We start from the raw sequence: 13789 nt of genomic DNA on the forward strand, positions 1-13789 counted from the left end.
CCGATGGCCGTCCACACCACCTACGACCGGCCGGTCGCCCCCGCCCGCGCCCCGGTCGAGGCGCGCCGCAGACGCCGACGCCCCACCGCCTGGATCTTCGCCGGACCCGCGGCCGCCCTCTTCGCGCTCTTCTTCGCCTATCCGCTGGGCGCGAGCCTCCTGCAGAGCTTCACCACCGAGGACGCCGGCGCCACCCACTGGGTCGGACTCGACCAGTACCGGCGCATGATCCACGACCCCGCGTTCCTGGAGTCCCTGTTCAACACCGGGATCATCCTCGTCGTGCAGGTCCCCGTGATGATCGGCCTGGCACTCGTCCTCGCCGTCCTGCTCAACCAGTCCTGGCTGCGCTTCCGCGGCACCTGGCGAGCGGTCTACTTCCTGCCCGCCGTCACCACGCTCGTCGCGTACGCCGTCGTCTTCCAGGTCCTCCTCAAGACCGACGGCGGCCTCGTCAACCAGATCCTCGGCGCCGTCGGCATCGGTCAGGTCGACTGGCTCAACAGCCCCACCTGGGCCCGCGTCTCGCTGATCGCGTCCCTGACCTGGCGCTGGACCGGCTACAACGCCGTCATCCTGCTCGCCGGACTCCAGTCCATCGGCAAGGAACAGTACGAGGCCGCCTCCATCGACGGCGCCACCACCCTCTCCACGTACACCCGCGTGATCCTGCCGCAGCTGCGCCCGGTCGTCCTGTTCTGCGTGATCACCTCCACCATCGGGACACTCCAGCTCTTCGACGAGAACTACGTCCTCACCCGCGGCGGCCCCGACGACGCGACCCTCACCCCGGTCGTCTACCTCTACAAAGTCGGCTTCCAGCAGCTCGACTTCGGCTACGCCGCGGCCATCGCCTGGGTCGTCGTGGCCCTCATCGCCGCGATCTCCGCCCTCCAGTACGTCGCCTTCGGAAGGGAACGCCGCCGGTGACCGCCCTCCAGCAGGCCCCCGTACGTGTCCACCCGGCCCGGCGCGCCGGCCGCTACGCCGTACGCCTGTTCCTCGCGGCCGGCGCCGTCGTCAGCCTGGTGCCGTTCCTCTGGATGGCGATCGCCGCGACGCACTCCACGTCGGACCTGTTCCGCTCGCCGCCGCCGTTCCTGCCCGGCGGCCGTCTGCTCGACAACCTCGCGCGGCTCCAGGACACCATCGGCTTCGGGAGGGTCCTGGTCAACAGCTTCGGTATCGCCGTCGTGCACACCGCGCTCAGCTCGCTGATCTCCGCCATGTGCGGCTACGGGCTCGCCAAGTACCGTTTCCGCGGCCGGGGTCTGCTGCTCGGCGCCGTGCTCGCGACGATGATGATCCCGTTCCAGGTGCTGCTCGTGCCGCTGTTCCAGATGATGGCGAGCGTCGGCTGGATCGACTCCTACCAAGCGGTCGTCCTGCCGTTCCTGGCGAACTCCTTCGGCATCCTGCTGATGCGGCAGGGCTTCGTCGACTTCCCCGACGAGCTCCTCGAATCGGCCCGTATCGACGGCTCCGGCGAGCTGCGCACCTTCTACCAAGTCGTGCTGCCGTGCGTGCGCCCGCAGCTCGGCGCCCTGGTCATCTTCACGTTCATGGCGCAGTGGAACAGCTTCATCTGGCCGCTGCTCATGCTCAACTCCGAGGACAAATACACCGTGCCCGTCGCTCTCAACACCCTCACGGGGCTCTCCCATGTCGACTACTCAGGACTGATGCTCGGCTCACTCCTCGCCACCCTTCCGCTGATGGCCCTCTTCCTTCTCTTCCAAAGGCAGTTCGTGGCCGGACTCCTCGGCGGGGCGGTGAAGGGATGAGCCGCCTCACCCGCGTCCCGGGCGTCCTCTACGGCGGTGACTACAACCCCGAACAGTGGCCCGAGGACGTCTGGGCCGAGGACGCCGAGCTGATGCGCGAGGCCGGCGTCACGATGGTGACCGTCGGCGTCTTTTCCTGGGCACGGCTCCAACCTGGCCCGGACACGTGGGACTTCCCCTGGTTCGACCGGCTCCTCGACCTGCTGCACGCCCACGGCATCGCCGTCGACCTGGCCACCGCGACCGCGTCACCGCCCGCGTGGCTGGTCCGCGCCCACCCCGAGATCCTGCCGGTCACGGCCGACGGCGTACGACTCGAATTCGGCTCGCGCCAGCACTACTGTCCGTCCTCGCCCGAGTACCGTGCCGCTGCTCTCCGCCTCACCCGAGCCCTCGCCGAACGCTACGCACGCCATCCGGCCCTCGCTCTGTGGCACATCCACAACGAGTACGGCGACCATGTCACCGAGTGCTTCTGCGCACGCTCCGCCGACCACTTCCGCGCCTGGCTCACCGACCGGTACGGCACGATCGACGGCCTCAACCACGCGTGGGGCACGGCCTTCTGGTCGCAGCGCTACGGCACGTACGACGAGATCGAACCGCCGCGCACCGCTCCGGGACCCGGCAACCCGACGCAGCTCCTGGACTGGCGGCGCTTCTGCTCCGACGCACTCCTCGAATGCCACCGCGCCGAGCGCGAGGCACTCAGGGAACTCAGCCCGGACATCCCGGCCACCACCAACTTCATGTCGATGTTCAAGGCACTCGACTACTGGAAGTGGGCCGAGCACGAGGACCTCGTCTCCGACGACGCCTACCCCGACCCCGCCGACCCGCGCGCCCACGTCAACGCCTCCCTCAACTACGACCTGATGCGCTCCCTCAAGGGCGGCCGGCCCTGGCTGCTCCTCGAACAGGCGCCTTCCGCCGTCAGTTGGCGGCCGGTCAACGTCCCCAAGAAGCCCGGCCTGCAACGACTCTGGTCCCTCCAGGCCCTGGCCCGCGGCGCCGACGGCATCATGTACTTCCAGTGGCGCGCCTCCCGCGCCGGCGCCGAGAAGTACCACAGCGCGCTGCTCCCGCACCGCGGCACCGCCTCCCGCGGCTGGCGCGAGACCGTGCGCTTCGGCGCCGAACTCGCCCGGCTCGGCGAAGTCACCGGCGCCACCACCCGGGCCGACGTGGCGATCGTCCTGGACTGGGACTCCTGGTGGGCCCTCGAGGCCGACGACCATCCCTCCGCCCGCATGCGCTGGCCCGACCTCCTGCGCCCCTGGTACGCGGCTCTCCACGCCCGAGCCGTCACCGCCGACTTCGTGCCCCCGCACGCGGACCTCGACGGCTACCGGGCGGTGCTCGCGCCCAACCTCCACCTTCTGCGGCCCGAGAACGCCGTACGCATCGCAGCCTACGTACGCGGCGGTGGCCACCTCGTGTGCGGCCCCTTCAGCGGCGTCGTCGACGGCCACGACCACATCCACGACGGCGGCGCACCAGGACCGCTGCGGGACGTACTCGGCGTGTCCGTCGACGAGTTCTGGCCGATCCCCGACGGCGAGGCGGTGCGGCTCGACTCCGGTGCCGAGGCCACCCACTGGAGCGAGTGGATCGAACCCGACGCCCCGGACACCGCGGTCGTCGACTCGTACGCGTCCGGAGAACTGACCGGCCGCCCCGCCGTCACCCGCCATCCCTACGGCGCCGGCACCGCGTGGTACGTGAGCGCCCACCTCGGCGACGGCATCTCAGCCGTGTTCGACGACGTGCTGCGGGCAGCGGGCGTACGCCCCGTGCTCGAAGTCCCCGAGGGAGTCGAGGCGACCGTGCGCTCCGGCACGCAGGGCACGTACCTCTTCGTCCTCAATCACAGCGACCACGACACCCGGACGCAACTGACCGGCCCCTACGCGGCCGGCGGCACCGACCTGCTCACCGGAGCCGCCGTCCGCGACCACATCGGCCTCGGCCCGCTCGGCGCCGCAGTCCTGCGCATCGCCACCGACTCCCTTGGAGAGACCGACAAGTGACCAGACACCGGCCCCTGTGCGCCCTGATCGCATTCCTTCTCGCCGGCGGTGCCCTCGCCGTCCCGCAGACGGCCTCCGCCCATGCGCGCCCGAAGCCGCCCTCCTCGTACGCCGACGTCCTCGACCTGCACGGCACCCCCGCTGCCGCCGAGCCGGGCGACGACGAGGACAACAACCCCGTCACCGTCTTCGCCGACCGGGGAGCCTGGCACGCCTACGCCCTGCCGAAGGCCGGCGACAAGGACGCCTACGGCGGCTTCTCCGGGCCCCTCTACATCGCACAGGAATACCCCTGGTGGCTCAGCAAGTCCTTCAGCCGCATCCGCCTCACCGAACACGGCCGCACCCTGGACCTGGCCGGGGGAGGCGCGCCACGCCTCACCTCGCTCCCGGGCCGGCTCCTCCAGTCGTACGACCTCGGCCGCGGCCTGCGCCTGACCCTCGAACTCCGCTTCGCCACCGACCGCAGCGCCCTGGTGCGGGCCGAGGTCCGCAACACCGGCCCGGCGCCCCGCACGCTGGATGCCGACTGGACGGGCAGCCTGTTGCGGCCCGCCGACCGGCCGATGCGCGACGCGCCCTCGTTGACCGCCACCGGCTCCGGTGTCGGCGTCGGCTTCGCGAAGGTCCGGGAGACCTGGGACTACCTCACCGACGGCACGGAACGCTTCGACGTCACGCACAAGGACGCCGTCCGTACGACGGTGGACGGCGACACGTACCGCACCGAGGCCGTGGAACCGGTGACCCTCGCGCCGGGCCGCTCGCACAGCTTCGACTGGACCGAGTCCTACACCTTCACCGCCGCCGAGCGCGCGAAGGAGAAGGCGAAGGTCCGTGACGTACTCGCGCACCCCGATGCCGTCGTCTCCGCCTCCGACGCGCGCTGGCGGGGCTATGTCGCGGGGGTGACGCAGGGCGTTCCGGCGGATCGGCGGCGCACGGCCGTGAAGTCGCTGGAGACCCTGGTCACCAACTGGCGGGGCGCGGCAGGGCAGATCAAACACGACGGCATCACGCCGTCGATCTCCTACAAGTGGTTCACCGGTGGCATCTGGGCCTGGGACACCTGGAAGCAGGCTGTGGGCACGGCACGCTTCGCGCCCGACCTGGCCGAGTCGCAGATCCGCGCCATGTTCGACTGGCAGATAAGCCCGGACTCCACGACCCGCCCGCAGGACGCCGGGATGATCCCCGACGTCATCTTCTACAACGACCCCTCGCGCGGCGGCGGCAACTGGAACGAGCGCAACTCCAAGCCCCCGCTGGCCGCCTGGGCAGTCTGGGAGGTGTACGCGAAGACCGGGGACAAGGCCTTCCTGCGTGAGATGTACCCGAAACTCGCCGCCTACCAAGCCTGGTGGTACCGCAACCGCGACCACGACCACGACGGCCTCGCCGAGTACGGTGCCACCGTCGACCCCGCCAACAACTCGCCCGAGGAGCGGCGCCTCGCCGCGGCCTGGGAGAGCGGCATGGACAACGCACCCCGCTTCGACGCCGCCCTCGGCACCGGCATCGTCGCCAACCGGGCGGCCGACGGAACACTTCTCGGCTACTCCCTCGACCAGGAGTCCGTCGACCTGAACTCCTATCTCGCCGCTGACCAGGGCTACTTGGCGCGCATCGCGGGCACGCTGGGCCGCGGCGCCGACGCCAAGCGGTGGAAGCAGCGGTCCGCCGCCACGTCCGCCGCCGTCCGCACGACGATGTACGACCCCGCGGACGGCTGGTTCCACGACACCGCGCTCGGCACCGGCGCACCGCTCACGGCCCGCGGACGCGGCATCGAGGGCGCCGTCCCGCTGTGGACCGGCACAGCGTCCCAGGCGCAGGCCCGTGCCGTGCGCGACAAGCTGACGGACCCGGGGGAGTTCGCCACCACTGTCCCGTTCCCGACCGTGGCGAAGAGCTCCCCCTACTTCTCGCCGACCGCGTACTGGCGCGGCCCCGTCTGGTTCGACCAGGCATACTTCGCCCTCGGCGGCCTGCGCCGCTACGGCTACGCCAAGGATGCGGACGCCCTGACGGACCAGCTCCTCACCCATGCGTCGGGCCTCGCGGGCAACGGACCGATCATGGAGAACTACGACCCGATCACCGGGGCACCGCTCAACTCGCCCAACTTCAGCTGGTCCGCGGCGCTGCTGCTGCCGATGCTGGCAAGAGAGCGGTAGGCGGCCGCCGTTCGCTGCGCACGGGGCGCCGCTCGGCGTGCGCCCCGGTGCGTGGATCGTCGCTGCCCCGCCCGGGACGCCACTGCCACCTACGCCGCATCCTCACCGAAGACCCTCGGCTCGACCCCGTTCTCGTGGCGGAAATGCTGCGGGTGGACGGAGTCGAAACCGTCTGCGTCGAGGCCTTCCGTCTCGGCCGGCCTCGTCGCGAAAACACACTGGGTCGAGTCGACCGGGCGGTGAGTTCATGCGCATTGGATGCGTATTTGATGTACTACACGGTGTGACTTCGGGCGTTCCTTCTCAAGCGATGTGGGTAAACCGCGCGTAGACTGACCGCGGTGGAGTCGAATGACCTTTCTCCGGAAAGGGCGACCGCGATGACCGATCAAGCAGTCGAATCGACTTGAGGGCGGCTCGCCGGGGGCAATCGCCGCTGACCGAGCCGAGGGATGCGCGCGCGTCCGAGTGCAACGCCCCTGGGGCAGTCGCCGATCGCGGGATCATGGCTGACCTGAATGGAGGGCCAGGTGTCCACAGGAATCAGTATTGCCATCGTCGTCGTAGTGGTGCTGGTCGCGCTCGCGTTGGTTTTGTGGCTCGCCATTCGGCGCAGACACCTGCGGGATCGCTTCGGGCCGGAATACGAGCGCGCTGTTGAAACCGGGGGCAGTCGCATGGCGGCAGAGCGCGATTTGCGCGCGCGTGAACAACGCCATGACGACCTCGACGTGAAATCGCTGACCCCGACGGCCCGGCAACAGTACGCGCAGCAGTGGAACGGCGTGCAGGAACACTTCGTCGACAGCCCCGACGAGGCTGTCGGTGAGGCGGATCAACTGGTGACCCGGCTCATGAGGGAACGCGGTTACCCGACCGAGGGGTACGAGCAGCAGGTGAAGGACCTGTCCGTCGAACACGGACGCACGCTGGAGCACTACCGCGCGGCCCACGAGGTCAACACACGGACCAGTGGCCGACGGACGACCACTGAGGAACTGCGGGGCGCGATGGTGCACTACCGCGCGCTCTTCGACGATCTGCTCAGCAACGGCGAAGAGCCGGGGACGCAGCGCGCGTGACCAAGGCGTCCACGGTGGCGGAAGGCAAGGAGCGAGCACCCGACGGAGCTGCTGCCGGACGAGGTGGAGAAACATGCAGCGTGAAGACAGAGGAACAGACGATCACGGTGGTGCGACGAGGGAAGGCCTGAGTACGGAGGATCTTGCCGGTCCTCGGGAAGGCTCGGAGGCAGGTCGAGGCAGCGAGTCACCAGCCTCCGAGGACGAGGCCGCGTCGGCGGAGCCGGCGGCGGGCACACCGCAGCCTTCGGCGCCGGAACAGGCTCAGGAGAACGAGCCACTCCTCGGGCCCGAGGAAGCCGAGGAATTCCACACCAGATGGAAGGCGGTCCAGACCGCCTTCGTCGACGATCCGCAGGATGCCGTTCGTAACGCCGACGCATTGGTCGCCGAGGTCATGCAGTCGCTCGCCAGTTCATTCGCATCCCGGAAGGAAGGGCTTGAGAGTCAATGGGGCCGTGGAGAAGAGGTCCTCACCGAGGACCTGCGGATAGCACTCCAGCGTTACCGCTCGTTCTTCAATCGCCTGCTCAGTACATGACCGCGACAACCGCCGCGGCACGTCGTCCTTGACGGTCGTGCAGCCGCTTGCACCTCCAGGGGAGGATCCAACAGCCGGAACCGCAGTCGGCAGATCACCGCGTCCGTCTCGTGGCGGACGGCGTGCGCGACGACCGCGCCTCGCTGGTTCTGCAACAGCCGCTGCCACATGTGGGCCGGTTCCACCTCGGGGATGAGCACGGTGATCCGTACGCCCGGATCAGCGGCCGACACCTCGCGTACATACGCGGCGACCGGGCGGCCGACCGAACGGCGCTGCGAGGTCACACGCACCAGGGGGACGCCCGGGTTCCACAGTGCCCAGTCCCGTTCCAGCGCTTCGGTCTGGATGCGGTCCTCGGCATCGGGGTGGCAGATTGTGACCGCGCGGACCTCGTCTCCGAGGGATACAGCGGCGGTGAGGGCCTCGCTGGTGAGCCGGGTGAGCGAGGAGACGGGAACCACGATCAGCGAGCGGTCGCGGTGCGGTGGCTCCGGGATGCGGCCGACGCCCAGCCGTTCGCCGATCCTGGTGTAGGCACGGTGGACGGACTCGAAGCCGGCGACCAGCAGGGGCAGGGCGACCACGATCAGCCAGGCGCCGTCATGGAACTTGGTGGCCGTGACGACGACCGCGCTGACCCCCGTCAGGAGCGCGCCCAGGCCGTTCAGCAACGCCTTGCCAACCCACTTGGTGCCGCGGACTGCGCGCCAGTGGATGACCATCCCGGTCTGGGCGATGGTGAAGCCGACGAAGACGCCGATCGCGAAGAGCGGGACGAGGGTGTTGGTATTGCCGCCGGAGAAGACCAGGAGCGCGGCGGAGACGGCCGCGAGCGTAAGGACCCCGTGACGGTGGACCTGCCGGTCGGCCTTCAGGCCGAAGACATGCGGCAGATAGTTGTCGCGGGCCAGCAGCTTGAGCAGCACCGGCAGACCGCCGAACGACGTGTTCGCGGACAGCGCCAGCAGCACCATGGTGGCGAACTGCACGACATAGAAGGCGAGATTGTGCCCGAAGGACGCGTCGGCGAGCTGCGCCAGCACGGTCACGCCCTCGACCGGCTGCAGCCCGAACCGGGAGATCAGCACGGACAGACCGATCAGCATCACACCCAGCAGCGCACCGAGAGCGACCTCCGCGCGCTGGGCGCGGCGGACGGCCGGGGCACGGAAGGACGGAACGGCGTTGGCGATCGCCTCCACACCGGTGAGCGCCGAGCAGCCCGAGGCGAAGGCCTTGAGCAGGAGCAGCGTACCGACCGTGGTGGCGTTGCCGACGAGTACGGAGGCATGGCCGGCCGCCGCCTCGGTGCTCACCGGCGCGGACCGGAAGAGACCTACTGCGATCAGCGCCAGGATCGCCCCGATGAATACTGCGGTCGGCACGACGAACGCACGCGCGGAATCGACGATCCCGCGCAGATTCACCGCGGTGATCAGGACCAGCACGCCGAGACAGAGCCACAGCCGCTCGTCGTACAGACCGGGGAAGGCCGAGGTCAGCGCGGCCACTCCGGCGGTGACGGCGACCGCGACGTTCAGGACGTAATCCAGAACCAGTGAGGCGGCCGCGACCAGGCTGGTGCGGCGGCCGATGTGCGCCCTGGCGACAGCGTAGCTTCCGCCACCGTCCGGGAAGGCCGCGATGACCTGGCGGTACGAGGCCACGAGGACGGCCAGGAGGACGGCGATCGCCAGCGTGACGGGGAGCGTGAAGCCGAGCCCGTGACCGCCGGCCGCTGCCAGGACCAGGACGATCGCCTCGGGCCCGTACGCCACCGAGGCCATTGCGTCGAGCGACAGAGCGGCGAGGCCGGTGAGGGTGGTGAGCTTGTGGCGGGCCCCGGTGTCGGGGGGTTCCTCGGCACTCGGTGCCGTATCGGGGTCTGAGGCCAGAAGAGACATCTGCTTTGCGGTCCTTCGATCGGGTCCGCTCAGGGTGTTCCCGCTTCCGGCCGGGGACGGCAGCCAATGGCGCGTTCTTGGCGCGAAACGGTGATCTCTTCACGCGTTCTTGACGGGGTGGTCGGGACGACGTCGACACGGGAAGGTCAGGACGGTGTCAAAGCTGCCCCTGACCCCCGTCGGAACCGCCGACCCGCAGCCGTACGGGACCCAGCAAACCGCTGACACGCTGGCCCGGGAAGACGAAGTGGGTCGGGCTCGTCGCGTCCAGGTGCGGCGCCAGCGTCCCGAACACGGTGATGTCGAGGGTATTGGCGCCGGGCCCGACCAGACCTGTCAGATCGAAGACGTACGGGGAGCACACGCGCACCCCCGCAGCGACGCCACCGACCCGCACCTCCGCCGTCCCGCGGACCCGTCCGAGGTCGAGCGACACATGCCCCGGGGCGACCTCGGCGGGCACGGTCACCACGCGGCGGTACCGCACACCGCCGCTGTACTCGGCGAGGCCGTGCGTCTCCCAGTTGCCGACGCGAATCCGCCCCGGCCCCACCTCACAGCGCACGGGACCGGCCAGCGCGGCGCCACCCTCGTACCCGGGGTGCGTCCGGATGCGCAGGGCCACGGTCCGGGGTCCGGAGGGGCCACCGGCCGCAAGGCAGGCGGTCACATTCAGCACGTCCCGCGAGTCCCGCGCGTCGACGGCGGTGACGGGCCCAGTGCACTCGGAGCCATCCACGAAGACAGTCGTCTCGCCGCGCACGAGCACAGTCAACCGGGTTGCGCCAGGCGGCAGTTCGCACCACAGCCACTCCACCGCTCTCCGGCGCCCCGGGACCGCGAACCGGACCGGCGCCACCGTGCCGTCGTCCGCGGTCGGATCCAGCCAGGCGGCGCCCGGCAGCGGATGAGGGCGGCGGCGCAGATACAACGCGGCCGGGTCACCCATCGGCTCGCGACGTACCGCGACCGGCACACGCCCCTCCGCGCTCTCGGCCCACCAGCGGGCGTCGCTGTGCAGGGTCGCGACACGGTTGCCGATTTCGTCGTCGAAAACCGCGTCCACCAGGACCGCGCGGTCGCCGCCCCCGGACGTCTCCACCGTGATGTCGTTGTCACCGATGCGCAGGGCCGCCGCCACGTCATGCCGTCGCACGCGCGGGACCGAGTGTTCGGCGTACGGGTCGAATCCGCCCTGCCTGCCGACCACTTGTCCGTTGACGCGCAGTACGCAGGGTACGCGCGCGACCACCTGGACGATGGCCCGGACGGGGAGGGCCGGGAGACGCAGCGTTGTGCCCGTCGTCCCGGAGGCATGAATCCATTCCGGACGCCGGTAGCGATCCGGATCGCGTACGAGCGCCACATGCGCCCGCAGATAACCATCCTGATCGGGTGTCAGCTCCAGTTCGAGCAGACGGCGTCCCGCTGCCACTCCTACCGGGCCCATCGCAAGGTGACCCCCGTCGTCCAGGGAGACGGGGGCCCCGTCGAGCCGGGCCTGCTTCGCCGCCGCGGCCCCGATCGCGAGGTGTCCGTCGAAGGCCTCGTCGAGGAGCAGTTCCATGCGCAGCCGCACCACCTCTTTGGCGGCGGTGGGGCCGATGTGTACGAACTCCTCCGGCACATGACCCTTGGGCCCCAGAACGGCACGGTGGATCGGGTCCTTGTACACACCCAGGGTGTCGGACCATTCGAGGGCCGACGGGACGTCGTGGCCGGGGCCGTCGCCGAGCACGACCGCGTGCGGGCCGAACGTCGCGTGGACCGTGGCCGCGACTGATTCATCGGCGCGGTCCGGCACGGCCCATCCATCGCGTACGCCGTCCTCCCCGGCCTCTTCCACTCGGTGCCGGAAGGTCCGGCATTCGGTGACGGCCGGGCCGGCGGGCGGGCCGGTCGCGGGGCGGGCGAAGTCGCCCCAGGTGTTGTCGAGGGTCGGCACGAGCGTCATGTCCCAGTCCGCGTCCGGAGGGATCTCGATGGTGGTGATGTCAGGTGCGGGTGTGCCGGGTGTGCCGGGTGCGTCGGCCGCTGCGGTCATCGCCGTCTCTCGGGTCCCCGCCGGGAAGACCAGCACCGCTGCGGGGCCCGTATCGAAAGGAACATCGACCTCCACGGCCCGGACGTCGTCATCGGCGGGCCGCACCGGAAGCGTCCGGGGAGCGCCGCCGAACGGATCCAGCAGGACCGCCGGGCCCACCACGTCCCGCACCCGCACCCGTGCGCCGCGCGCGCAGCGGTCCGGATCGAAGTCGTATCGGGCATCCAGCCAGCCCAGTGCGGCGCCCCGCTCGTCGGGGGCCGCGACGGCCGCTCGGGTTGCCCGTGGGGCGGCGGCGGTCAGGAACACCACCGTGGCGCCGTCCACACGGCGCGCGAGTGCGGGGACCGGGGCCCGGACCACCGGGTGCGCCCCAGCGAGCGCCGCGGCGAGCGAGTCGGCCGGATCGTCCGTCAGGGGGACGGAATCGGCCCGGCCGTCCGCGAAACACGCGCGCAGCTCGGCAAGCACGGTGGTCGATCCGGGGCCGATGACGTGCTCGGGGAGGGCGCCGACCGCGATCAACGTCCCACCGGAGGAGGCGAATTCGATGAGTCGGCGTGCTGTGTCCCGTTCAAGGACTGTGCACGAGGGCAGCACGATCGTGGCGTACGCCTCGTCCGCGACCCTCAGCCGTACACCGCCGTCGGACGGAGCGATCCGGGCGCGCGCCAGGGACGCGTCGTCGATGACGTCGGCGTCGAGACCGAGACGGTCCAGGATGCCCGGCCGGGTACGGAACCAGGCCATGTCACCAATGAGTTGGAGATACGTCGACTGGGCCCGCGCCGCAGCATCCGTGACCCCGTCCAGAGCGGTACCGGCCTGGGCTGTGGTGGTGGGCAGCAGGATCGCGATGTCGCACAGGTGGTGGCCGAGGCTCAGGATCGCGCACAGCCGGGTCACGGCGTCGGCGAAGACGCGGTGGTGGCGCCAGTACGGCTGACGCCAGTCGGTTGCCGGTGGCGCCCACTCCCACCAGCCGCCCTTGGTCGTGTAGTAGACGGCATGCGGGTTGTAGAGGGTCGCGCCTGCGCGGAGCCACGGGAGCAGCCAGTCGAAGGTCTCCTCCGGCGTGCCGCCCCAGCCGGTGGAGTGGAAGGCCTCGATCCAGGTGCGGGGGCGGCCGTAGAGGTGGGCGAGCGAGGAATGGATGCGGGCGTCCCCGTGGTGGTCGGAGCCGGGGGCCGAGAACCAACGGTGGGTGCGGGCGTAGTCGGCGTACAACTCCACGCCCGCGACGGGGTGTCCGGCACGGGCCGGGTCCTGCTGGTCGCAGCCGATGAGCAGGCCGTGGCGGTCGTGCCAGGCGGCCAGCGGCCGGAAGAACGCCTCCTCGGCCAGCTCGGCGCGGGTCACCTGAAAGTCGCGCCGGACCCGGTGGGCGTCCGGATCCGTGCTGTCGTCGTACAGGGCGTCGAGCCGTGCAGTGATGTCGTAGCCGCGAAGGCGCACGAAGGCGTCGGCGAAACCGGTGGACCAGGTGGGCAGGGAAGGCAGCTCGTCCTGGAACGAGCCGACGACGACGGTCCCGAGCCGGTCGCCGAGTCGGCGCTCGAATTCCCCGTGCACCCGGTCCAGCAGCGCTGCACACGCCTGAGCGCCGAGGTAGTCGAAGCCGAGCGGCACATGATGATGGAGCGTCAGGCGCCAGCGTCCAGGGCTCGGCGCCCGTATGACGCCGTCGGCCACCGCGACCGGGACCGCCGGGCCGACTGTCCGGCCGTCGGCGTCGACCGGTTCGGCGCGGCCCGCGAGCGGCCGGCCGTCCGGGGGACACCGCAGCTCTCCGGTCCGTATCGCTGTGGAGTCGACGACGGCACGCAAGCGGTCGAGCCGACGTCCCGCGTGGGCGGGCTGTTCGTCGACGAGGCGCGCCTGGAGGTCGGCACCGGAGAAGCCGAGCTGATCGTAGAACCACAGGCTGACGCCCAGTTCGCGGGCGTCGTCGCACACGCTGTCGAGCAGGGCCCACCACGCGTCGGACATGAAAGGCGGGTCGTCGGCGTCGGAGCCGAACAGGGGGCCGGACGGCGCCAGGTTGAGGAGCACGAGGTTGTGCACCCCGCCCTCCGTGAACCGTTCCAGCTGCGCCCGCAGCCGCGCGTGGTCGAGCCGTTCTCCGCTCCACCACCAGATGGCGGTGGGCGAGAAGGCACGTGGGGGTTCGGCGAGTACCGCCGCGATGCTCGGGGGGAGTGGTGGGTGCGCCGGGTGTGTCATG

8 protein-coding genes are annotated in these 13789 nt (G+C 70.5%); 6 read left to right on the forward strand and 2 right to left on the reverse strand.

The window, feature by feature from the left end; all coding sequences use genetic code 11:
- The first annotated feature begins 3 nt into the window (after positions 1–3).
- The 6 genes from OG953_RS36760 (at position 4) to OG953_RS36785 (ending at position 7614) form a co-directional block, all read left to right on the forward strand.
- Positions 4–930, forward strand: a complete 927-nt coding sequence (locus tag OG953_RS36760) for a carbohydrate ABC transporter permease (RefSeq protein WP_405689713.1) — start codon at positions 4–6, stop codon at positions 928–930.
- Positions 927–1784 (forward strand): carbohydrate ABC transporter permease, encoded by an 858-nt coding sequence (locus OG953_RS36765; RefSeq protein WP_405689716.1) that lies wholly within the window; start codon positions 927–929, stop codon positions 1782–1784. The genes OG953_RS36760 and OG953_RS36765 overlap by 4 nt, the downstream gene beginning before the upstream one ends.
- A complete protein-coding gene (locus OG953_RS36770; RefSeq protein WP_405689719.1) occupies positions 1781–3814 on the forward strand; it encodes a beta-galactosidase in 2034 nt (677 codons plus the stop codon). The genes OG953_RS36765 and OG953_RS36770 overlap by 4 nt, the downstream gene beginning before the upstream one ends.
- Positions 3811–5991, forward strand: a complete 2181-nt coding sequence (locus OG953_RS36775) for an MGH1-like glycoside hydrolase domain-containing protein (RefSeq protein ID WP_405689721.1) — start codon at positions 3811–3813, stop codon at positions 5989–5991. The genes OG953_RS36770 and OG953_RS36775 overlap by 4 nt, the downstream gene beginning before the upstream one ends.
- A 530-nt stretch (positions 5992–6521) precedes the next feature.
- Positions 6522–7073: a hypothetical protein gene (locus OG953_RS36780; protein ID WP_405689723.1), complete on the forward strand. Its 552-nt coding sequence runs from the start codon at positions 6522–6524 to the stop codon at positions 7071–7073.
- 73 nt (positions 7074–7146) lie between these two features.
- A complete protein-coding gene (locus OG953_RS36785; protein ID WP_405689725.1) occupies positions 7147–7614 on the forward strand; it encodes a hypothetical protein in 468 nt (155 codons plus the stop codon).
- On the opposite strand, the gene OG953_RS36790 is transcribed toward OG953_RS36785, so the two are convergent.
- The gene (locus OG953_RS36790) at positions 7578–9521 is read right to left on the reverse strand and encodes an APC family permease (RefSeq protein ID WP_405689727.1); all 1944 of its coding nucleotides are present in this window, start codon (positions 9519–9521) and stop codon (positions 7578–7580) included. The two genes, OG953_RS36785 and OG953_RS36790, sit on opposite strands and share 37 nt — an antisense overlap.
- A 157-nt stretch (positions 9522–9678) precedes the next feature.
- Complete coding sequence (locus OG953_RS36795; RefSeq protein ID WP_405689730.1) at positions 9679–13788, reverse strand: hypothetical protein; 4110 nt, start codon at positions 13786–13788, stop codon at positions 9679–9681.
- Position 13789 lies beyond the last annotated feature (1 nt).

The organism is Streptomyces sp. NBC_00057, assembly GCF_045041165.1.
In the GTDB taxonomy this organism is placed as follows: Bacteria; Actinomycetota; Actinomycetes; order Streptomycetales; family Streptomycetaceae; genus Streptomyces.